General features: G+C 59.7%; 21 protein-coding genes. 6 read left to right on the forward strand and 15 right to left on the reverse strand.

The features are described from left to right. Positions 1-316: 316 nt before the first annotated feature. The 4 genes from ABXR19_RS16730 to ABXR19_RS16745 form a co-directional block, all read right to left on the reverse strand. Entirely contained in the window at positions 317-2,560 is a 2,244-nt protein-coding gene (locus ABXR19_RS16730) for an Orn/Lys/Arg family decarboxylase (RefSeq protein ID WP_354602296.1), read from the reverse strand. Between the two features lie 67 nt (positions 2,561-2,627). Beyond that, a complete protein-coding gene (locus ABXR19_RS16735; protein WP_354602297.1) occupies positions 2,628-3,128 on the reverse strand; it encodes a glutaredoxin family protein in 501 nt (166 codons plus the stop codon). 5 nt (positions 3,129-3,133) lie between these two features. Then, complete coding sequence (gene dcd / locus ABXR19_RS16740; protein ID WP_354602298.1) at positions 3,134-3,703, reverse strand: dCTP deaminase; 570 nt, start codon at positions 3,701-3,703, stop codon at positions 3,134-3,136. Between the two features lie 293 nt (positions 3,704-3,996). After that, entirely contained in the window at positions 3,997-5,946 is a 1,950-nt protein-coding gene (locus ABXR19_RS16745; RefSeq protein ID WP_354602299.1) for a peptidase U32 family protein, read from the reverse strand. Positions 5,947-6,352: 406 nt separating this feature from the next. Between ABXR19_RS16745 and ABXR19_RS16750 the strand changes: the two genes are divergently transcribed. Further along, positions 6,353-7,516, forward strand: coding sequence for an ROK family protein (locus ABXR19_RS16750; RefSeq protein WP_354602300.1), 1,164 nt, complete (start codon positions 6,353-6,355; stop codon positions 7,514-7,516). Between the two features lie 81 nt (positions 7,517-7,597). On the opposite strand, the gene ABXR19_RS16755 is transcribed toward ABXR19_RS16750, so the two are convergent. Beyond that, entirely contained in the window at positions 7,598-7,933 is a 336-nt protein-coding gene (locus ABXR19_RS16755; protein WP_354602301.1) for a DUF3301 domain-containing protein, read from the reverse strand. A 180-nt stretch (positions 7,934-8,113) separates the two neighbouring features. Here ABXR19_RS16755 and ABXR19_RS16760 point away from each other — a divergent pair, with 180 nt between their 5' ends. After that, positions 8,114-9,016: a hypothetical protein gene (locus tag ABXR19_RS16760; protein ID WP_354602302.1), complete on the forward strand. Its 903-nt coding sequence runs from the start codon at positions 8,114-8,116 to the stop codon at positions 9,014-9,016. Between the two features lie 38 nt (positions 9,017-9,054). On the opposite strand, the gene ABXR19_RS16765 is transcribed toward ABXR19_RS16760, so the two are convergent. The 4 genes from ABXR19_RS16765 to ABXR19_RS16780 all read right to left on the reverse strand — a co-directional run bounded on the left by ABXR19_RS16765 (position 9,055) and on the right by ABXR19_RS16780 (position 13,954). Next, a complete protein-coding gene (locus tag ABXR19_RS16765; RefSeq protein ID WP_354602303.1) occupies positions 9,055-11,970 on the reverse strand; it encodes a PAS domain S-box protein in 2,916 nt (971 codons plus the stop codon). A 154-nt stretch (positions 11,971-12,124) separates the two neighbouring features. Then, positions 12,125-12,469, reverse strand: a complete 345-nt coding sequence (locus ABXR19_RS16770) for a hypothetical protein (RefSeq protein WP_354602304.1) — start codon at positions 12,467-12,469, stop codon at positions 12,125-12,127. 80 nt (positions 12,470-12,549) lie between these two features. After that, on the reverse strand, positions 12,550-13,395 hold the full coding sequence (locus ABXR19_RS16775) for a 23S rRNA (adenine(2030)-N(6))-methyltransferase RlmJ (RefSeq protein WP_354602305.1): 846 nt from the start codon (positions 13,393-13,395) through the stop codon (positions 12,550-12,552). 49 nt (positions 13,396-13,444) lie between these two features. Then, positions 13,445-13,954, reverse strand: coding sequence for a hypothetical protein (locus ABXR19_RS16780; RefSeq protein WP_354602306.1), 510 nt, complete (start codon positions 13,952-13,954; stop codon positions 13,445-13,447). Between the two features lie 164 nt (positions 13,955-14,118). Here ABXR19_RS16780 and ABXR19_RS16785 point away from each other — a divergent pair, with 164 nt between their 5' ends. Then, positions 14,119-15,021 (forward strand): restriction endonuclease, encoded by a 903-nt coding sequence (locus ABXR19_RS16785; protein ID WP_354602307.1) that lies wholly within the window; start codon positions 14,119-14,121, stop codon positions 15,019-15,021. 118 nt (positions 15,022-15,139) lie between these two features. Here ABXR19_RS16785 and ABXR19_RS16790 read toward each other — a convergent pair whose 3' ends face one another. Both ABXR19_RS16790 and ABXR19_RS16795 read right to left on the reverse strand, forming a co-directional pair. Beyond that, positions 15,140-15,991 (reverse strand): sulfurtransferase, encoded by an 852-nt coding sequence (locus ABXR19_RS16790; protein ID WP_354602308.1) that lies wholly within the window; start codon positions 15,989-15,991, stop codon positions 15,140-15,142. Beyond that, the gene (locus ABXR19_RS16795) at positions 15,992-16,606 is read right to left on the reverse strand and encodes a YitT family protein (protein WP_354602309.1); all 615 of its coding nucleotides are present in this window, start codon (positions 16,604-16,606) and stop codon (positions 15,992-15,994) included. A gap of 116 nt (positions 16,607-16,722) precedes the next feature. Here ABXR19_RS16795 and ABXR19_RS16800 point away from each other — a divergent pair, with 116 nt between their 5' ends. Continuing rightward, positions 16,723-16,929, forward strand: a complete 207-nt coding sequence (locus ABXR19_RS16800; RefSeq protein ID WP_354602310.1) for a SlyX family protein — start codon at positions 16,723-16,725, stop codon at positions 16,927-16,929. A 16-nt stretch (positions 16,930-16,945) separates the two neighbouring features. Beyond that, positions 16,946-17,770, forward strand: a complete 825-nt coding sequence (locus ABXR19_RS16805) for a S1/P1 nuclease (RefSeq protein ID WP_354602311.1) — start codon at positions 16,946-16,948, stop codon at positions 17,768-17,770. Here ABXR19_RS16805 and ABXR19_RS16810 read toward each other — a convergent pair. The 4 genes from ABXR19_RS16810 to ABXR19_RS16825 all read right to left on the reverse strand — a co-directional run bounded on the left by ABXR19_RS16810 (position 17,767) and on the right by ABXR19_RS16825 (position 20,022). Next, on the reverse strand, positions 17,767-17,898 hold the full coding sequence (locus ABXR19_RS16810) for a hypothetical protein (RefSeq protein WP_354602312.1): 132 nt from the start codon (positions 17,896-17,898) through the stop codon (positions 17,767-17,769). The two genes, ABXR19_RS16805 and ABXR19_RS16810, sit on opposite strands and share 4 nt — an antisense overlap. A gap of 205 nt (positions 17,899-18,103) precedes the next feature. After that, the gene (locus ABXR19_RS16815; RefSeq protein ID WP_354602313.1) at positions 18,104-18,529 is read right to left on the reverse strand and encodes a YkgJ family cysteine cluster protein; all 426 of its coding nucleotides are present in this window, start codon (positions 18,527-18,529) and stop codon (positions 18,104-18,106) included. A gap of 6 nt (positions 18,530-18,535) precedes the next feature. Then, complete coding sequence (locus ABXR19_RS16820; RefSeq protein ID WP_354602314.1) at positions 18,536-18,946, reverse strand: PilZ domain-containing protein; 411 nt, start codon at positions 18,944-18,946, stop codon at positions 18,536-18,538. Positions 18,947-18,948: 2 nt separating this feature from the next. Then, on the reverse strand, positions 18,949-20,022 hold the full coding sequence (locus ABXR19_RS16825) for an acyltransferase family protein (protein WP_354602315.1): 1,074 nt from the start codon (positions 20,020-20,022) through the stop codon (positions 18,949-18,951). A gap of 344 nt (positions 20,023-20,366) precedes the next feature. Here ABXR19_RS16825 and ABXR19_RS16830 point away from each other — a divergent pair, with 344 nt between their 5' ends. After that, positions 20,367-20,966, forward strand: coding sequence for a phosphatase PAP2 family protein (locus ABXR19_RS16830; RefSeq protein WP_354602316.1), 600 nt, complete (start codon positions 20,367-20,369; stop codon positions 20,964-20,966). Positions 20,967-21,011 lie beyond the last annotated feature (45 nt).

Raw genomic sequence — 21,011 nt, forward strand, 5'->3', positions numbered from 1 at the left:
ACTCCGTGAGTCGTCATCAATGAAAAGATTGGCTTTGCAAACGGGGGCGTCCATGTATGCGCACCGCGCACGCGGATTCGGTATCGCAAGATGAGAATATGGTGCGCGATGCGCACCCTACGGATGCTGCCCGGAGATCCGCACCTGACAAGGACCTTCGGCTGGTTCTGCCGGAAACCCCCGTCCGGCAAGCCTCTCAAGCCTACCATGCTGTAGAAGTCCGTCAGGAGCGGCTCTGCAGGCAGATAAAAAACGGGGCGCCGCAGCGCCCCGTTTGTTTTTCCTTAGCACTCAGCACTCAGCACTCAGAACTTTTTTACTTCTGCTTCACGCAATCTACGCAGTAATGCAGCTGGCCTTCACGCATCTCCTTGACCAGTCCGTGGCAGTCGCTTTCGAAGCCGGGGAAGCGCTCGTTGAATTCGCGCACGAATTTCAGGTAGTCGACGATGGTCTTGTTGAAGACTTCGCCCGGAATCAGTAGCGGAATGCCCGGCGGGTAGGGCGTGAGCATGATGGCGGTGATGCGGCCTTCCAGGTCGTCGATGGCGACGCGTTCGATTTCGCGGTGGGCCATCATTGACCAGGCGTCGGTCGGGCGCATCGCCGGGACCATGTCAGACAGGTACATCTCGGTGGTCAGGCGGGCGACGTCGCGGGCCTTGTAGACGTCGTGAATCTGCTGGCACAGGTCGCGCAGGCAGAGTTTTTCATAGTGCGGATGCTTGGCGATGAATTCCGGCATGATCCGCCACAGCGGGAGGTTCTGGTCGTAGGCATCCTTGAACTGTTGCAGCTCGGTCACCAGGGTGTTCCAGCGGCCCTTGGTGATGCCGATGGTGAACATCACGAAGAAGGAGTAGAGGCCGCATTTCTCGACGATGATGCCGTGTTCGGACAGATACTTGGTCAGCAGCGCGGCCGGGATGCCGGCGTCGGCGAAATCGCCGTCCACATCAAGGCCGGGGGTAATGATGGTGGCCTTGATCGGGTCGAGCATGTTGAAGCCTTCGGCCAGATTGCCGAAGCCGTGCCAGCGGTCGTTGGCCTTGAGCATCCAGTCTTCGCGCTCGCCCATGCCTTCTTCGGCGAGGTAATCCGGGCCCCAGACCTTGAACCACCAGTCGGCGCCCCATTCCTCGTCGACCTTGCGCATGGCGCGGCGGAATTCCATCGCCTCGGCAATCGATTCTTCGACCAAAGCCGGGCCGCCGGGGGAGTCCATCATCTCCGCCGCGACGTCGCAGGAGGCGATGATGGCGTATTGCGGGCTGGTGGAGGTGTGCATCAGGTAGGCCTCGTTGAAGAGGTCCTTGTCCAGCTTGCGCGTCTCGGAATCCTGCACGAGGATCTGCGAGGCCTGCGACAGGCCGGCGAGCAGCTTGTGCGTCGACTGGGTGGAGAACACCATCGATTCCTTGCAGCGCGGGCGGCCTTCGCCGATGGCGTGGTAATCGCCGTAGAAGTCGTGGAAGGCCGCGTGTGGCAGCCAGGCTTCGTCAAAGTGCAGGGTGTCGATCTTGCCGTCGAGCTCTTCCTTGATCTCTTCGACGTTGTAGAGCACGCCGTCATAGGTGCTCTGGGTGATCGTGAGGACGCGCGGCTTGGCGTTCTTGTCCAGCGCGAAGGGGTTCTTGGCGATTTTCTTCTGGATGTTTTCCCACTTGAACTCGCTCTTCGGGATCGGGCCGATGATGCCGAAGTGGTTGCGCGTGGGCATCAGGAACACGGGAATGGCGCCGGTCATGATGATCGAGTGGAGGATCGATTTGTGGCAGTTGCGGTCGACGACCACGATGTCGTTCGGCGCGACGGTGGAGTTCCACACGATTTTGTTGGACGTCGAGGTGCCGTTGGTGACGAAGAACAGGTGATCGGCGTGGAAGATGCGCGCGGCATTGCGTTCCGAGGCGGCGACCGGGCCGGTGTGATCAAGCAGTTGGCCGAGTTCTTCCACTGCGTTGCAGACGTCGGCGCGCAGCATGTTTTCGCCGAAGAACTGGTGGAACATCTGGCCGACCGGGCTCTTCAGGAAAGCCACGCCGCCGGAGTGCCCGGGGCAGTGCCAGGAATACGAACCGTCTGCCGCGTAATGGGTCAGCGCGCGGAAGAAGGGCGGGGCCAGCGAATCGAGATAGGCCTTGGCCTCGCGCTGCACGTAGCGCGCGATGAATTCCGGGGTGTCTTCGAACATGTGGATGAAGCCGTGCAGCTCGCGCAGCACATCGTTCGGGATGTGACGGCTGGTGCGCGTCTCGCCGTGCAAGAAGATCGGGATGTCGGCGTTGCGCAGGCGGATTTCTTCGACGAAAGCGCGCAGCTCGGCAATCGTGCTGTCGGCTTCTTCCGAGGTGAACTCCTCGTCATCAATCGACAGAATGAAGCCCGAGGCGCGGCTCTGCTGCTGCGCGAAGGAACTCAGATCGCCGTAGCTGGTGACGCCCACCACTTCCATGCCTTCGGCTTCAAGAGCCTTGGCCAGCGCACGAATGCCGAAACCCGAAGTGTTTTCCGAGCGGAAATCTTCGTCGATGATGATGATAGGGAAATGAAAGCGCACTGCGTGCCTCCTTCGGAGGAAAGCGTAAAAAGGGAGCGGAGCATACTCCGCCAGAGTGAAATTTTGCTTACTTCGCTGCGTCGAGCAAGGCCGCGTCGAAAGCTTCCGGGCTGAAGCCGGCCAGGGTGCGCCGGCCAATCACGAAGTAGGGCACACCGCGTCCGCCGAGCTTGGCATATTCCTGTTTCGCGTTGTCGTTGGTTTCCACGTCCAGATCCGTGAAGGCAACTTTCTTGGCTTGCATGTAGGCGCGGGCCTGTTTGCAGTAGCCGCACCATTCCGCGCTGAACATTACAACCTTGACGGCCCGCGCCGGTACATCGACCGGGCGCTTGAGGATTGCAGCCCAGTCCGGCTGCTGCGCCAGTACGCCTTGCTGCACCGGGCCGGTGTAACTGGTGATGGGCACTTCGGTGATGCTGCCTTTGCCTGCCGCGCTGGCCGGTGGCGCGTCGGTGTAGGTGGTCTTGCCGTCAGGCCCGGTCACCTTGTAGACCGCCGCCTGCGCGAGGCCCGCTGCGAGCAGCAGGGCCAGCACCAGTACCAGCAATCGGGCCGGGGCGCGCATGAGGGCTAGATCTTCGGCAAGGTCACGCCGACCTGCCCCTGATACTTGCCGCCGCGATCCTTGTAGGAGGTTTCGCAGATTTCGTCGCTCTCGAAGAACAGCACCTGGGCGCAGCCTTCGCCAGCGTAGATCTTGGCGGGCAGCGGGGTGGTGTTGGAGAACTCCAGCGTCACGAAGCCTTCCCATTCCGGCTCGAACGGCGTCACGTTCACGATGATGCCGCAGCGCGCGTAGGTGCTCTTGCCCAGACAGATCGTCAGGACCGAGCGAGGGATGCGGAAATACTCGACCGTGCGGGCCAGCGCGAAGGAATTCGGCGGGATCACGCAGTAACCCTTGCCGGAGACTTCGACGAAGGATTGCGGATCGAAATTTTTCGGGTCGACAATAGTCGAATTGATGTTGGTGAAGACCTTGAATTCGTCGGCACAGCGGATGTCGTAGCCGTAGCTGGAGGCGCCGAAGGACACGATCTTCTCGCCATTCAGTTCGCGCACCAGACCGGGCTCGTAGGGCTCGATCATGCCGTGCTGTTCCGACATGCGACGGATCCATTTATCTGACTTGATGCTCACGATGAAGGCCTGGCTGATTGAAGAGCGCGAATTCTAAGGTTTACACAGAACATTGTGGGGTTTTTGCACAAGTTCGCTGGGATTGGCGGTTTGGCCGGGACGCTGGCCTTGGCGATGATGGGGTTAAAGGACGCTACAGGGCAGTTGTGGCCCGGGTGCGGCAAAGCGGAATCCGGAGCTGGGCGTGGCGCTGGAAAGATTACGCGATGACGCTGCGCCTACCTAGGCCAAGACCCGCTCCCAGCTTGATGCTTGGGCCGGGTTGCTTGTAGACGCCCGCTGCGCGAGGATCTTCAGGCAGGCTTGTTTACAAATTGAATCGGTATCGCACCCGGCTGCGGGCTGCGCAGGATGTGCTTTTTCATCTTGCCGGTGACGTGCATTTCGCAGGGTTTGCAGTCGAAGCGCAGGTGAAAGGTTTCGTTGCCGGAGACCAGCGTCATCGGTTCGGCGCGTACCTGACCCTGTACGCCTTGCACGCCCTTGGCCTGTTTCGGGCATAGATTGAAGGAGAAGCGCAGGCAGTGCTTGGTGATCATCAGGCTGACTTCGCCTGATTCTTCGTGCGCCTCGTAAGCCGCGGCGATCAGGCTGACGCCATGGCGCGTGTAGAACTGGCGGGCGCGCTGGTTGTAGACGTTGGCGAGGAAGCTCAGGCTGGTGTCGGGGTAGGGCACCGGCGGCACGCTTTCAGCCACGCGTTGCGGGCGCGGGTGGGCGGCCAGTCTGGCCAGTTCAAGTGCGGCGATGCCGTCGCGGCGCAAGGCGTTGAGCTGGCTGGCGGGCAGATACCAGGCCTGGCTGCAGGTGATATCGATTTGCCCGGCGACGAAAATCGTGTTGCCGAGTTTGCCGAGTTGTTCGCGCAGGCCGGATTCGAAGCGTTCGGGATGCTGGGCCGGCTGTTTTGCCGTGAACAGTTTGGCTTCAGCCTGAACGCCGTCCTCATCTTGCAGGCAGAGGCGGAAGCCTTCGGACGTTTCCTCGAAGCGCAGGTCGGTGCTGATCAGACGCTTGGCAGAAGGCTTGGTTAACGCCTGCTCCCAGGCATGGTCGCGGTTGCGGTGGATCTCGCTGCCGGCGACCAGACCGGTGAGTTCGCTCATGGCCTGATTGGGTTGGATCTTCCAGCGATTGCCGCCGAGTGATTTGGTAATGTTGGCCTGCAGGCCAAGAACTTCGCGTTTGTGCTGATAGTTCAGACCGTCACCGTTGGCCAGTGGGGCATCGGAATCCATCTCGAAGCCATCTGGCAGCAGACGTTGCACCGTGCCCAGACGCGTGCCGACGTAGCTCGGCGAGTCAAAAGCGCCAATGTCGTCCTTGCGGCCGGTGGCAAAGTAATCGGTGTGCTCGCGGTTGAAGCTCTTCTCCGCATCCGGCGTGAACAGCAATTGGGTGCTGCCACTGCTGGCGCGCGCCAGATCCGGGCGGCTTTCCAGCACGGTGTCGATCAGCTGGCGGTAGTGGCCGGTGATGTTCTTGACGTAGGCCATGTCCTTGTAGCGGCCTTCGATCTTGAAGGAGCGCACGCCCGCTTCGACCAGCGCGGCGAGGTTGGCGCTCTGATCATTGTCCTTCATCGACAGCAGATGCTTCTCGAAGGCGACCACGCCACCGCTGGCGTCTTTCAGGGTGTAGGGCAGGCGGCAGGCTTGCGAACAATCACCGCGATTGGCGCTGCGCCCGGTGTGCGCGTGGCTGATATTGCATTGGCCGGAGAAGGCCACGCACAGCGCGCCATGTACGAAGTATTCGAGCGCCACATCGGCGGGTACGGCGGCGCGGGTAGCCGCGATTTCCTTCAGCGACAGTTCGCGCGCCAGCACCAGTTGCGAGAAACCGCTATGCGCCAGAAAGGCGGCCTTGTCGGGCGTGCGGATGTCGCATTGGGTGGAGGCGTGCAGCGCGATCGGTGGCAGGTCGAGTTCGAGCAGACCCATGTCCTGGATGATCAGCGCATCCACGCCGGCGTCGTGCAGCTGGCCGATTTGCGCGCGCGCCGGCTCCAGTTCGTCATCGTGCAGGATGGTGTTGAGCGTGACGAAAACCTGGGCGTGAAAGCGGTGGGCAAACCGCACCAGTTCCGCAATGTCGCGCACTTCGTTGCTGGCGTTGTGGCGCGCGCCGAAGGCCGGGCCGCCGATATACACCGCATCCGCGCCGTGCAGGATGGCTTCGCGGGCGATTTCGGCGGTACGCGCCGGGGCAAGCAGTTCGAGGTGGTGGCGGGGCAGGCTCATGAAGCGAGGGCAACTGGATGTGCGGGAATGCGGGGAGAGCGCTGATGATACGCCGCTGCGGGGATTCCGAGGCGGGCTGCGAGTGGCTGATTTTTGGGGTTTTGCGCCCGATGGGGTACAGGTTTTTGGCGTCAGGATGGGATAGTCTTGTTGCCGGACATTTGCAGAGCCCCGTTGAATCGGGTTTCGGCGTGGTCGGCAGGTGACAATAGCTCATTCGGCCGGTCGTCGTCCGATGAACGGTAATTCAGGTCGATTTTCCGGATTGATGGGCATTCATGACAGAAAATCTATCGCAAAGTGTGACGAGTTTTGCACTCGAACAAACAGGCTAGTCGTCTTATACCTTAGTAGTAGCCTACAATTTGTGTAAGAAGAATTCTTACATGCATGGAGACTAGGTTTTATGGCAATTACTGGCGATCAGCGCTTGCTCAAGCGCATCAATCGCATGGCTCTGGTTCGGCTGGTGCGCAGTCAGCCCGGCTTGTCACGCGCCGAGCTGTCTACCGCGACCGGACTGACCAAATCCACGGTGAGTTTACTGGTGCAGGAACTCATCGATGATGGCTGGTTGTGTGAGGACACGGTGCTTGTGACCGGGGCGATCGGGCGGCGACCCACTCCTTTGCGTCTGGATGGCCGGCGTCTGGTCATGATTGGTGCTGAACTGTCTGTGGGTAGCGTGTGTGTGGTCAGCATGAGTTTGAACGGCGAGGTGCTGGAGCGCGAGGAGTGCACGTTTCCTTTGCAGACTTCAGCCGAGGTGGTTCTGGCGCAGATGGCTGGTTTGATCGCGACGCAAGTGGGACGTCAGAGTGATGCCCGGCGCGAACTGCTGGGAATTGGTGTGGGCGTGCCAGGTGCCGTAATGGAAACCAGCGGTGTCTTGGCCGTGGCGCCTAATCTGGGCTGGCGCGATGTGCCGGTGCGCGCAATGTTGTTGGCAGCACTGACACGCCTGGGCGTGGTGGACTTGCCGCTGTTCGTGCAGAACGATGGAGATGTTGCCGCGCTGGGTGAGGTGGAGTTTGCCTCCGGGCCGGTGGGCGATCCCTTGCTGTACATCTGTCTGGGGGTTGGCGTGGGTTCTGGCGTAGTCGTGGGTGGACGCTTGTTGTTGGGCGGCCGCGGCTTTGCCGGCGAGGTCGGACACATGCAGATGCAGGCGGATGGCCCACGCTGCAGCTGTGGGCGCAGCGGTTGTGCCGAGGTCTTCATCGGTCTGCAGGCCATGGCGAATACCTTGGGCTGCAGTATCGCCGAACTGGAGACCCGCGTAGCTGCCGGTGATGCGGCGGCCCTCAGCGTGCTCACGGCGGGTGGTCGGCATCTGGGCGTGTTGATGCACAATCTGTGGGCGATGCTGGATCCCGCTGTGATCGTACTGGGCGGCCCGGCGTGTCGTTTGGGCAAGCCTCTTCTGGGCATTGCGCAGGAAACCTTCGAGGCGCTGGCGCGTGCTGCCAATCTGGAGACGCCGCCGGTTACTGAATCCCGTTTTGGTGACTTGTCTGTCGCAGCGGGTGCTGCGGCCTTGGTGCTGCACAAACTGTTGCAGCCGATTTGACGCTCTGAAGAGCCTCGCCGGGATTGCCGTGCGGCATGCCTGCCTGCAGATCCAGGCTGGGAGCGGCTCTACAGGCATGCGTCAATGCAGCTGGTTTGGACGCTCTTCGTCGTTGTGCCGTGTGCCGGTGAAGAGCATGGTGACGGTGTGTGCCAGCAAGGTCACGCTACCGGGCTGACGGTCATCTCCGCTAAGACTGTATTCGAACGCGAAGCTGCGTTGCAGATGCAGGCGTCCGTCGTCACCGCGCAGCACGCGGATGCCGCTTTGCGCTACGGTATCGTCCAGAAATTGCACACCTTCCGCAGCGCAGGCCTGCCGCGCGGCGGCGATGCCGATTTCGCGGGCTGTCAGGCCGTCCATCCAGTACCAGGCGACCAGTCCGAGCAGGATCAGGGCAAACAGGCTTTCGATCATGGCGTGAGGTCGTCTCGAAAATGTTGTGAGGGCGCAGTGTAGCGATGAATCCTGCTCTGGATTCGTGCTAAAACGTCGAAAAATTGGCAGCAATACAACGATGGGTCTATCCATACGCCTGAAACACAGTAAAGTCGCGGTCGGTTTTTGAATTTTTGACAGGTTTGTCGATTGATTGCCATGAGCGATTCCATTCCCTGCGGAACCAAACGGGTCATAGATGGCGTTGAACGCGTCTATTACTACGGTTACTGGATCAAGACTTACGAAGCCCCTGCGAGCACGCTGGAGGCCAAGAAGCGCCTGATCGATGCGCTGACGCGACGCTTGTTCAATCACGTCGAACATGGCATCAATATCCCGGGGCGGCGTCTTGATGAGGCGCGTGCTGCTTACGATACCGAGCTTGATCCGGAGATGAAGCGCGTCAAGGGCTCTATGCTGGCCGGTGCCTTGTTCAACCGAGCGACGGACATTTTCACCAAGCTGGTAGATTTGCAGGCCTTGGGGGTCGAGATTGCTTCCGATAACGCCTTGATGCGCGAATGCGGGCGCTGTTTGCAGGAGGCGCTGACACTTGGAAAATTGGTACTTCACCGCAGCGGCGATGAGGGTATTGACGAGTTGTGGGGCGAGCCTTTCAAGGCGTTCTCAATCCCGGTTGAGGCGTTCTACGAGAGTCGTTACAACAAGATCGCGCTGGCTATGCGCGACATTGATGCGCTGGCTGACGCGCTGGTGCGCACTTTCGAGCATCACCCGATGTTTTCCGGAGTGGCCGAGTTGACTCAGCAATTTGCCGCCGCTGCGCACGTCAAAAGCGAAGTGCTGCGTACTGATGCAGATATTTTTGATGTGTGGGCCAAGTTTTCGGTGGCGGGTGAGCGTCTGCGCAATTATGTACCTACGCTGCCCGAGAACGCCGATGAGTCGCAGATCCGCGAAGCTGAGCATGGTGTGCGCCTGATCCGTCAGGCCCGTGGCTTGATCTCGGACGTGACACGTGCCCGGATTTCCATGCCCAAGAGTAGCGCCGAGTTCGTCGAGCGTTGCGAGGTTTTCAGCAAGGCCTACGGCCGCTGAGGGGCGATCAGCTGTTCTGTGCCCTTGAGCCGTTCTGCTCAGGCCTGATCGTCTGTTTTGATGTTGCGCGCCACGCCCGGCATCCTGACGGTAAATATTGCGCCGCCTGAGGGAAGGTTTTCGGCCTGGATGCTTCCGTCGTGGTCGTGCATGATGCGTCGGCTGATCGTCAGCCCCAACCCTGTTCCGCCAACCGGCTGGCTTTGCGAGCTTTGCTCGAAAGAGTCGAAAATCCGCTCCAGCTCGTCAGGTGGAATGCCTGGTCCTTCGTCGCGCAGACTGAAGCCAACAATTGGGGGCGTGGAGTCGTTGGCGGCAGCTTCATGCAGGCAGGCAATTTCGATACAGCCGCCGGGCGGGCTGAAACGGATCGCATTCGATAGCAGATTGACGATCACCTGGGTGATGCGCACCCGGTCATACACCGCGACGATACGCGGCGTGCTTTCGTCCATGACCACTCGCAACTGTTTGGCGGCCAGCAAGGAGGAGGTCTCTGTAAGCGCAGCCTGGAGGGTGCTCTGCAGGTAGTGTCGCGCTTTGTCGTAGCTCATCTTGTCGGCCTCCATGCGCGACATGTCGAGCAAGTCGTTGAGCAGGGCCAGCAGTCGTTTGCCGGAGTTCTGGATGCGTTCGAAATAGCGGGCCAGATCAGACAATTCGGGTTTGTTTGTTTTTTGCAGGCCCATTTCCGAAAATGAAAGAATCGCGTGCATCGGCGTACGCAACTCATGTGACATGTTTGTCAGGAAAATGCTCTTGGTGTGGTTGGCTGTTTCGGCTGCATCTTTGGCCTCGAGCAGGGAGCGCTCGATTTCCTTTTGATGGGCTATGTCAGTGAGAAAGGCGAAGGCGTGCTCAAGTTCGCCGTGCTCGCCATTGATGATGCCGCAGCTCACCAGAAACGGGTGGCAGCTCTCGTTGGAAGTCGGCAGTTCCACCTCCGTTTGAGCGGGCCGTCCGTGGCGCTTTGGGTTACGCGGGAAAATTTGCTCGGCTAGCGCTTCGCCCCAGATGGCTTCCGGGGTTTGGCCGAGCAGGGCGACCCGGCTGACGCCGAGCTGGCGACACAGTGCCTGATTCAGGTCGACAAAATGGCGTTGATGATCAATCAGGGCAAAACCATCGGTCGTCGTGTCGAGAACGGAGCGTTTGAGCTGTTCGGATTGCCGCAAGGCCTGCGCGGCGGCACGTTGGGCGCTGACGTCTTCGATGATGAAAATGACGCCACGCTCGGGCTCATCCGGCAGCAGGGCGCGCGCAAACAGCATGGCCCAGAACAGGGAACCATCACTGCGCCGCAATTCGGCCTCGCCACGGTAGGTGCCGCCGAGTGAAACCCGGCTCTGGATGGCGCTGCGTACCGCGTTGTGACTGGCTGAGGTGGCGTGAATCAGGCTTTCCGGCAGGCCATTGATGCTGTTCATGCTGTAGCCGAACAGGGATTCGAAAGCCGGATTGATCTGCTGCATGTGTTCGTTGACGCAGAGCATGACGGCCAGAGGATTGGCGTCAAGCATGGTGCGGATTTCTGTCGTGCGCTCGGCGACCAGTTCTTGCAGATGGTCGCGATGGCGACGCAGTTCCAGCTGGGCAGCATGCCGTTCGGTGATGTCGCGGGCCGTGACGCACAGGTACTGGCGCTGTTTGTCGGCGATCAGCGAGAGTGTCAGGTCGACGGGGATCAAGGCGCCCTTTTTGTTGCGCAATACGCTTTCCATGTTGTGGCGCTGCTGTGTCTGCAGTTCGATATGGAGTTTTTCCCAGCGCAACTGCCCGTCGCCGATCAGATCCGCAAAGGTCAGCGCCAGTAGTTCGGCCGGCTCGTGCTGGCTCAGTTCGGTCAAGCGCCGATTGGCGTAGCGAACGCGGCCATTCTGGTCGCACCACAGGATCATGTCGGGTGATTCGTCGACGGCGGATTGGGTCAGGTGCAGGCGGGATTCGGAGTCTTCCACCCGATGAATCTGGCGCAGCAGCAAGAACAGCATGCTGGTCATGATCAGCAGGACAAGGGCTGCAGAGCCAATGCGGACACGCGTGTCCTGGGTGAATTTGGCCAGCACGTGATCTCCGTCCGTGAGCACACGCACGACAAGGGGCATGTCGTTGCTGCTGAGCTGGGCGATGAGTTGGCTGCCGTCGTCTTTTTGTTTTTGCAGAAAGGTCGTGCGGTTGGTCTGCAATTTGTCGAAGCTGTCCGGGTCGGTTTCCTGAAGTTTGCTGCCCAGCTGGGTGATGTCCAGCGGGTAGTTAAGCAGCATGACTCCATCGCTGCGCAGCAACTGAATGCGTGTGCCCTTATCCAGATGCAGCGATTCGTAGAAATGCAGGAAATAATCAGGCTCCACGCCGGCAAGCATGACCCCGCCGAAGCTGTTGTCCGGATTGTTGATGCGTCGTGTCACCGGGATCAGCCATTTGTAGTCGGTGCGGCTGATGATGGGTTCGCCGATGCGCAGGCGGATTTCGTTGTGCTCGCGGTGATAGGCGAAGTAGGGGCGGTCGCCCAGACTGACGCGGCGGGTCGGGTATTCCAGACCGTGGGCAGACAGCGTGCCGCGGCTGTCCATGGCAATGATGGCGCGGATCTGGGGCGTGAGTTCAACTTTGCTCTTGAGGCGTTCGTAGGCCCAGTGTTCGTCCATGCGTTCGACGCCGCCGACGCGTTCAAAATCCTCGACCAGATTCTGCATGGCCTGTTCGACAGAGACGAGCGAGCGCGTAGAGTGCTCATCCAGCGAGCGCGCCAGTGATAGGGATTGCCGTTCAGCTTCCTGCAAGGTGTTCTGATAGTCCTGCAGGCTCAGCCAGCTCGTCGCCAGTAGAACCGCGAGCAGGGTCAATACGTAAAAAAACAGCACACCGTGGCGCAAGCGGCGCAGGAGCAGGGGTTTGGCGCCCGGGGAGGCTGGCGACCCTGAGGACTTCTGGAACCAAGGCAGATTCATCATTGACGAGTTCGGCTGTCTGCAGGGTGCGGTGCTGAAAAATCAGCGGTGAATCAGGGTGTTGACGGCAAGGGCAAGGAATTCGTCAGGGTACTTCCGGGCAGTGCAGTACAGGGTGGCGGGCGCGACGCAAGTCGCCGCGCCCGTTCTGGAAGACTTATTTCGCGTCAGCGACGCACTTTTTCACGAAGCTGTTTTTGGCGGCACCTGCCAGCTTCTTCTCGGCGGCCTGGGCTTCACAAGCAGTGCTTGCATCGGCACTTTTGCCATCAGCCTCACATTTTTTGACGAAGCTGTTCTTGGCTGCGCCTGCAAGTTTTTTCTCGGCGGCCTGGGTTTCGCAGGCGCTGGCAGGTTTGCTGTCGGCCTCGCATTTTTTCAGAAAACTGGTCTTGGCTGCTCCGGCGAGTTTCTTTTCTGCGGCCTGTTCATCACAACTGGCGGCAAAGGCTGAATTGGCTGCAAACAGGGTGACGAGGGCAAGGATTACGATTTTGTGCATGAAGAGACTCCCTTGATTGTGGACGCGAGGTTCAGGTGCCGACCGGCCGCATGATTCTAGCCTGTTCGCATGAGATTTGTTCAGCTTGAAACGTGCTCCAGGGTAAAACCTGCACCGGGATCTGCGGCCAGAGCTTTGACCAGCCAAGGCATCTCGGCTTGCAGGGTTTGTGCCAGGGTCCATGGCGGATTGATGATGAACATGCCGCTGCCTTGCATGCCGATGCCGTCGGGCGAAGGGCCGCGCACCGAGAGGGTCACGTGCAGCCAGTTGGCCAGGCCGAGCGCTTTGAGCTTGTGCGGCAACTGGCGTGATTCCGGTTTGGACAGAATCGGATACCAGACGGCATAGGTACCGATCGGAAAACGCTCTTGCGCTTCCTTGAGGACCTGGATCAGGCGGGCGTAATCCTCGCGCATTTCGTAGGAGGGGTCGATCAGCGTGAGGCCACGGCGCGAGGCCGGAGGCAGCAGGGCTTTGAGCTTGGCGAAGCCGTCATCGGCATAGACGATGGTTTGCTTGTTGCCCTGACCAAAGTTTTTGTCTAGCGTGCGAAAATCGGTGCTGTGCAGTTCGAACAGGCGCAGGCGATCCTGTTCGCGCAAGGCGTTTTTGGCCAACCACGGCGAGCCGGGATAGTGGCGCAAAGGCCCGTCGCCGTTGAGTTCGCGCACTTGGGCTACGTATTCGGCCAGCGCGGGCGGCAGGTCCTGGCGTTCCCACAGGCGACCAATGCCGTCGCGGTATTCGCCGAGTTTTTCGGCGTGCACCGAATCGAGCGCGTAAACGCCAGCGCCTGCGTGGGTGTCGATTACGCAGAAGGCTTTTTCCTTCTGGCCGAGATAGCGCAGAAGCTGGATCAGGATGGTGTGTTTGAGCACGTCGGCATGGTTGCCGGCGTGATAGGAGTGGCGGTAGCTGAGCATGGCGGGGCTAATGTGAAAACTTCAGCCCCGATTGTAGGTGTTCCCGCTGCTAGCGCGCGGAGATTTTGCCGTCTGCCCAGAGCTTTTCGAAGCGTTGCCGTTCCCGGATGAAATGATTGCCGCATTCGACGATGACGTTCTGGTCCGTCGGGACGTCACATTTTTTTGGTTTTTTGTAGAAACGGCCCCAGGCCTGATCCATGCGTTCCTGATCGAGGCGGGTGATTTCGGAGGCCTGGTCGCGAGTGGCGATGGCGGCTTTCAGGCGCTCGTCGCGGCGGGCCTGATCGGCTGCGATCTGTTGTTTTTCGCGTTCGATGCGTGCCTGACGGGCCTGTACTTCAGCGGGATTTTTTTCTTCGATCAGGCTGTCTGCGGCAGGGAGGGGCGGCGCGCTTGCTGCGATTGCTGGCGCTGCGCTTGCGGCCTTGAGCTGGGGCGGCAAAACGCTGTCCGTGGCGAAGCGGGCGAGGAATACCAGCAGCGCCGCAACGATGAGGGCGATGATAATGTGCCGTGTGCGGGCGGATTCTGGATTTGGGTCTGCGCTGACGTTCATGGTTTGCCCCAGAGGGGAGGGTCGGCCGATGTGCAAGTCTAGCGCCCGCAAAGGGCTTCGATTCCGCCATTCGTCTGACTGCTTTGACCTGCAGGGCGGGGCTGGCACGCCAACTGACTATCATGGGCAGATAACCATTGCGTATTGCACAGGAGAATTCCGCTATGCCTGCAACCCTGACGCATCAGGCTGATACCGGCCCGCTCGCCCCGTTGTGGGGTCAAACTTGGCAAGACGCCGGCTGGCGTGCTTGTGCTGTCTTCGTGCTGGGTTATGTATTGCCGCGCATGCTTGCCGGTCATGCCGTGGCCGGTGTGCAGTGGCCGGCCAGCTTTTTGAGTTTTGTTTTGCTCGCGATGGCCTTGTTCCGCTACCAGCAAAGTTTTGAATTGGCGGGTGAGGCGTCTGAAGAGGATGTCGTCCTGCTGTCCGATGATGCAGCGCGCCCGGCCACGCTGGACGCGGTCGTGACGGCGGGGGCAAAACCGGTGGTAAGCAAGCCGCGCAAGTGGTCGGTGGAGCTCTTGCACACGCTGGAGTGGCGCCGCATGGTGGATGTGTGTCTGGCCTTTTACAAGGAACGCGGACTCTCTGGCGAGCTGGCGAGTGTCGGGCAGGACGGCAGCATGGATGTGCGCCTGTATCAAGGTGCGCGCAGCGCAGAGAATGACGAGCAGGCGCCTTTTGCACTGCTGCATTGCAAGGCTGCACGTGGTGAGCAGGTGGTTGGTGTCGAGGCGATCATCGCCTTGCAGCAGGTGATGGCTGAGGTGGGGGTGAGTCGCGCCTTTTTCATGGGTGCCTGGCGTTTTGACGAGGCGGCCGAAGCGGCGGCGAAGCCGGCACAGATCACGTTGATTGATGATCGCATGTTCCTCTCCATGCTCGGACGTTTGCCGGCCGAAGAAAGTCAGCGTTTGCTGAATCTGGCGGTAGAGGGTGATTACATGACGCCATCTTGCCCGGGCTGCGGGCTCAAGATGATTCCGCGTCAGAACGAAAAAGGTCGTTACTGGGGCTGCCGGGCGTTTCCACGGTGCAAGAGCACTTTGGGCATGCAAGCCTGAAAGCCGCGCGCAGTATGGTTCTACAAGGTGTCAGCTCGCAGATCATTGCAGGACGGACTTGAACAGGTAGTCTATCTGTAGAGGCCCTCTGCATGCGGTTCTTCAGGCAGGTTAGAAATCAGCCGCCGGTTGCTACCGGCCGGGCTGGATCACTGCACCACTCGCTCCACGAACCCGGATACAGGGCTGCGCCCGGCAGACTGGCGATTTCCAGAGCCAGCAGGTTGTGGCAGGCCGTGACGCCCGAGCCGCATTGGGCAATGACGGCGCTAGCGGGGGTGTCGCCGAATACGGCCGCGAATTCCTCACGCAATATTTCGGCTGATTTGAAGTGGCCGTCGGCTTGCAGATTGTCGCGGAAGCAGCGGTTGCGCGCGCCGGGGATATGGCCACCGACCGGGTCCAGCGTTTCGTTCTCGCCCCGGAAGCGATCTGGCCCGCGAGCGTCCACGACGAGTCGGGATTGCGTGGCAAGGTTGGCTAATACCTCGTCCGCCGACACCGTGCCGACTGCCGTTGTGAGCAGTTGCAGATCGCCGATCGGCCGGTTTGCGGGGGCTTCTGTTGAGAGTTCTGCGCCCTGCGCCAGCCAGGCGGGCAGGCCACCGTCGAGCACTGCTACCGCTGTGTGCCCCAGCCAGCGCAGCATCCACCACAGGCGCGCGGCCATCATGCCGCCTTGTGCGTCATACACCACGATTTGTGATCGGGCATTGATACCCAGTTGTGCCAGTTTTGTGGCAAAGGCAGCACGATCCGGTAAAGGGTGACGTCCGTTTTGTCCGGTCTTGGGCGCGGAGAGATCTTCGTCCATGTGCAGAAAAATTGCGCCAGGGATGTGCCCGGCAGCCCAGGATGCGCGGCCGGCGGCCAGATCGGCCAGGTCGTGGCGGACATCAATGATGATCCAGTCTGGATCCTTGACGCCTGCCTGCAAGGTTTGGGCAGAAACGAGTGTGGTGTATGGCATTCAGATCCCCATGTAACGGCCGGGTTTGTGATTGACCGCGATGACCAGATTCAGCGCTACGGCACCGAGCACCGAAAGTGCAACATGCCATGGATCGACGACGAAAAATGAAGCCAGCACGATTGTGCAGTCGGCCCCCATCTGGAATTTGCCGGCGCGGATGCCGTAGCGTTCCTGCAGGAAGATGGCCAACACACCGATGCCACCCAGACTGGCCTTGTGGCGTATCAGGATCAACAGGCTGACACCGGCCAGCAGGCCGCCCATGATCGCGGCGAAAGCGGGGTGGAGCAGGTCAAGATGGATGAATCGCGGCATCACTTCGCTGTAGAGCGAGAGCAGGGCTACGGCGGCAAAGGTTTTAAGCGTGAACAGCCAGCCCAGCGAGCGGATCGCGAAGATGTAGAAGGGCATGTTTACCAGGAAGAACAGCGTGCCGAAGCGCCAGCCGCTCAGGTAATGCGCCAGGAATGCGAGGCCTGCGCTGCCACCGGTGAGTAGTCCGGCCTGGCGGAAGAACACCACTGCCAAAGCCATGAATAGCGGTCCGACAAGCAGGGCTTGAAAGTCTTCGAGCGGGCTGTGGGCGATGGGGACTGCTTGGGTGCTGAGCATGGCGTGCGGGCTGTTGCGGCAAGCTCCGAGTATCGGATATTTCCCGGCGGCGTGGGAAGTCTTGTTCAGCCGCTCGGCGTACAATCCGCGCTCATCAATTGCAGGCAGGTGGCCGTATGGAAGATCGTATCAATCATCTGGAAGGCAAGCTGTGTCTTGCCGAGGATCTGCTCGATGAGCTCAATCGCACGGTCTTTCGTCAGCAGGAACAGCTCGATCAGTTGCAGGCGCAGATTCGTCTGCTCTATCAGCAGATGCAGGGCGGTAGTTCTGCCAGTGCCGAGCCGCGTGATCTGCGCGAAGAGATTCCGCCACATTATTGATTTGAGGAGCGCCGGGATGCGTCGGATTGTTTTTGTAATGTGCTGCGTGCTGGCCTCGTCTGCGTGTTTTGCCTGGGGTGGGCGTGGACATGCGGCGGTCGGTGCGTTGGCGCAGGCCAATCTGAGTCCGGCAGCCCAGGCGCAGGTACAGACGTTGTTGCGCGACGATCTGGATCGCTACGAGCAAGCATCTGGCCGCAGGTCGCTGGCCTCGGTGGCGTCCTGGGCCGACGAAATTCGCGAGGTAGCGAGTCGCACGGATCCGAAAGCCTATCGGGGCTGGCATGGGCGCAGCAATCGCGTCTGTGCCGATACGCTAGGGAAGTGTCGCGAGGGGCTTTGTGTGGATCAACTCATCATCAGCAACGCACGTATTCTCAAAGACGTGCAGCAGCCGATGCGTGCGCGCAATGAAGCCCTGAAGTGGATCGTGCATCTGGTTGGTGATCTGCACATGCCCTTGCATTCAGGCATCAACAGCAATGGCGGCGGTGCGAAAGTATTTCTGGAAGGCGTCGAGATCAAGGGCGACGCGACTTTGCATGGCGTCTGGGATAGCGAACTGGCGAATGCCGCGCTGAAAGGCTGGAAGTCTTCAGCGGTGTTGGGCGCCGTGAGCCTGCTGGCCGACGATGCGCCGACCCAGTGGATGCTGGAGACGCGCGATGTCGCGTTGCACGAAGTGTATGAACCCTTGTCGGGTTTTGCTTGCAAGGAAAAGCTGGCCGAACCCATTGTGCTGGATTCGGCCTATCAGCTACGCAGCGTGCCGGTGGTACGCCAGCAGATCGAGCGCGCTGGCTTGCGGCTGGCGCAGTTGCTGAACCAGCTTTTACCTTAGGCCGGTCGGCTGCCCATCGGTGGCACTTCCTTGCCGTGTTTCTTGGCATCCTTGGCTTCGCGCTTTTCTTTCAGCGACTTGGCGGGTGCCTTCTTCGTTTCCTTGTTGCTCTTCTGAACCTTGCTCATGGCGATCTCCCGGGTTGTGTGCAGCCATCACCTTGATGATCTCCGTCGCCTGACGGAAGCTGCCTCTGCAGCGAGTATAGCCTGCAAAAGCTTGACTGTAATGCTGTGCTGATGGGGGCTGCCTGAACAGCCGCGCGGGGCGGCCCTCTTCAGAAGGCGTGCCCTGACAGCGCCGACTGGCGGGGCTCTTCAGCCAATGGCTGGGTCAGTCTTTGTAGGGCTTGGGCGCGACGCGTACTTGCGAATAGGGGCAGTAACCCAGTCGTGGTCCGAGGGTTTCAGGGTGTTTGCGACAGGTGTCCGGACGGTTTTCGTAGACCGTGCAGCGGCGGGTTTTGGTATCGAGGAAACTGCAGTCGCCCGAGGTGCGGCGCGCCAGAGTGAAGATGCCGTAGCGGAAATTGAAGTGCTCGATGATGCCCTGCTTCTGCAGGCGCTTGGCCAGTTGCTTGAGGTCGGTATCGAGATCGAACTCATCCACCACGCCCATACGGACCAGGTCGCGTACGCGCACTTCAGCGGGCATGGTGCAGCAGACAGCATTGCAGGTGTCGCACAGGCCCTTGCGATATTTCACCCAGGTGTCGAGGTCGTCGGGGAGTGCGCCGTGAAGAACGATGAATTTTTCCATGGGTTTCTATATTAAGGATGGGCCTTTGACGATGGATTCTGCGTCAGCCGGGGTTAGTCGGACTGAGGCGCCGCAGATCACGATCACCGTGAGCCACTCCTGCAGGGTCTTTTCACCCTGTTCAAGCAAGGAAACGAAGCTGCAGCCGATCTGGCCAGTATCCGCTTCGCCGATCTGGTTGACCGCTTTCGCGCGACCACGCACCTTGTCGCCAAAGCCGTCAATCAGGCGCATTTCGAAATCGAACTCTGCGTCCGTAATGGCAGTGTTGGCCGAGATGCTGAAGCCATCTATCGACAAGTCGATCACGTTCAGATCCTGACCATCGACCCTGATCCGGATGCAGGCCTTGCCGTCGCGTATTGCGGCAAAGCGTTGGCGTTGGCGGCGCTCGGCGTAGTTGTTATGAGAGTTCATGTTCAGCTCGCTTCGGCTCGTTCGGTGAGCACGCGGGTTTGTGGATGGCGAGGGGGATTCATCCGGCTTTCAACCAGACGATAGAAAAGATCGCCTGCCGCAATGCTCAGGAGCCAAGCCAGAATCATACCGACGAGGTTGAGCGAGGGGGAGTTCGGTGCTAGACGAAAGACCAGCGTATTGACCAGCATGAATACCGGGAAATGAATCAGGAACAGCGAATACGAAATCTTTCCGAGCCAGGCGGTGAGTCGAAAATCCGGCCATTTTTCCATCAATTGGTAACGCGCACTCACTCCCAGAATCAGGGCTGTGCAGAGTGCGATGGCAATGCGCGGGCGAAACTCCAGTGCCAGGGCGTAGAGGACGAGGCCAAGCAGCAGTGCGAACCAGATAGGGGAGTGCTGACGCTGTGCGTACCAGTGTGCTGCGACACCCAGCGCGTAGGCACCGAAAAAATAGAGTCCCCAGCTGTCCCAGCTGTCCTGACGGTTGAAGTAGAACAGGGATGCCAGTGCCAGTACGGTGATCAGAGCCATTGCCGTACGCGTACTGGCACGGGTTTTACCGGCAAGCCACAGCATAGCGACGAACAGGATGAACAACTGGAAGTCGATGGCGACGTACCACGCGCCGGCCGATAGCGATTCCTGCCCCAGCAGGCCATGCAGCAGCGTTGCGTGACTAAATACTTGCCAGAAGGCTGGCGCATCCGGGATTGAGGCATGCGTCATCCAGAGTCGGGCAGTGGCTGCGCACGCAATACTGAGTGTTATCGCGATGAGAAAGGGCAAGGCCAGACGGCAATAGCGCGTCCAGATCAGTTGTATGGGCTTGATCGACACGGGGGTGGCGGTGGGGGCCAGGCTGCGCGCGGCGAGAAAACCTGCGATGACCAGAAAAACTTGCACCGCCATCCGGGCATATTCATAGAGCCAGTCGATACTGCCGGAAGCCAATGGATAGGCGACGTCCGACATCGGGCCATAAAATGCGATGTGGTGCAGTACGATCAGCTGCGATGCCAAGGCTTTGAGGCAATCGACAAGTGGCATGCGCCGGGCGGGGTGACTCATTCAATCAATCCAGTGCGAAAATCAACCCGCCGGAGCCGGTGACAAGCCCGTCTAAAAATCTCGGAAACTTGTGCTAACTTATTGAAACTCACCGAGTTTATCCGGGCTGGCGGCGTCAGTCCAGCCTTTCCGATAGCAAGGCTTGGGCCTGTTTTAGTGGTGTTTTTGCTTGTATGTCCTTGAGTACGGGAAGTGACGCCAAATAGTCATGCCGGAATTCCGGTTTCGCAGAAGGGGATATTTTGAGTATCAGTGATCAGAAAACTTCGTGGCTCAAGCGGTTTTTAAGAGTCCTGTGGCCATGTTTCTGGCTCAAAGCGATTGGCACTTCGGCGTTTACGACCGTGTTTTTCCTCGGCTACGTGCATTTGCTCAAGCATCCCTATGCCCCCGTAACGATCATGCCGCGCACCTTGCTGGATGACTGGATCAGTTTTCAGCCTCTGGCCTTGCTGCCCTATGTGTCTTTGTGGGTGTACGTTTCGACTCCGCCGATGTTCATGGTGCGGCATCGCGAAATCATCGCTTATGGTGTGCGTGCTGCAGTGCTGTGCGGACTTGGTCTGGCATTTTTCTACCTGTGGCCGACTGCGGTGCCGCTGGCGGACATTGATTGGGCGCGCTATCCCGGCGTAGCTTTTCTCAAGGGCGTTGATGCGGCCGGTAACGCTTGTCCCTCCCTGCATGTGGCAACTGCAGTCTTCTCTGCGATCTGGCTGCATCAACTTTTGCGAGCTTTTGGTACTGGCCGTATGGGCCTCGTGTTCAACTGGCTGTGGTGTCTGGCGATTGCTTATTCAACGCTGGCAACCAAACAGCACGTAGCCGTTGATGTATTGGCCGGGGCGGCTCTGGGTGCTGGCGTGGCCTGGCTGAGTTTGTTGAAGATTGATGGGTTCCAGTCACTGACTGTTTCGGCTGTGACAGCAAACCGTTCGGCCTGAATGAATGAAAAACATTAAAACCCTGTCAACCGGATCCTTTCTGCT

The organism is Uliginosibacterium flavum, assembly GCF_040566545.1.
In the GTDB taxonomy this organism is placed as follows: Bacteria; Pseudomonadota; Gammaproteobacteria; order Burkholderiales; family Rhodocyclaceae; genus Uliginosibacterium; species Uliginosibacterium flavum.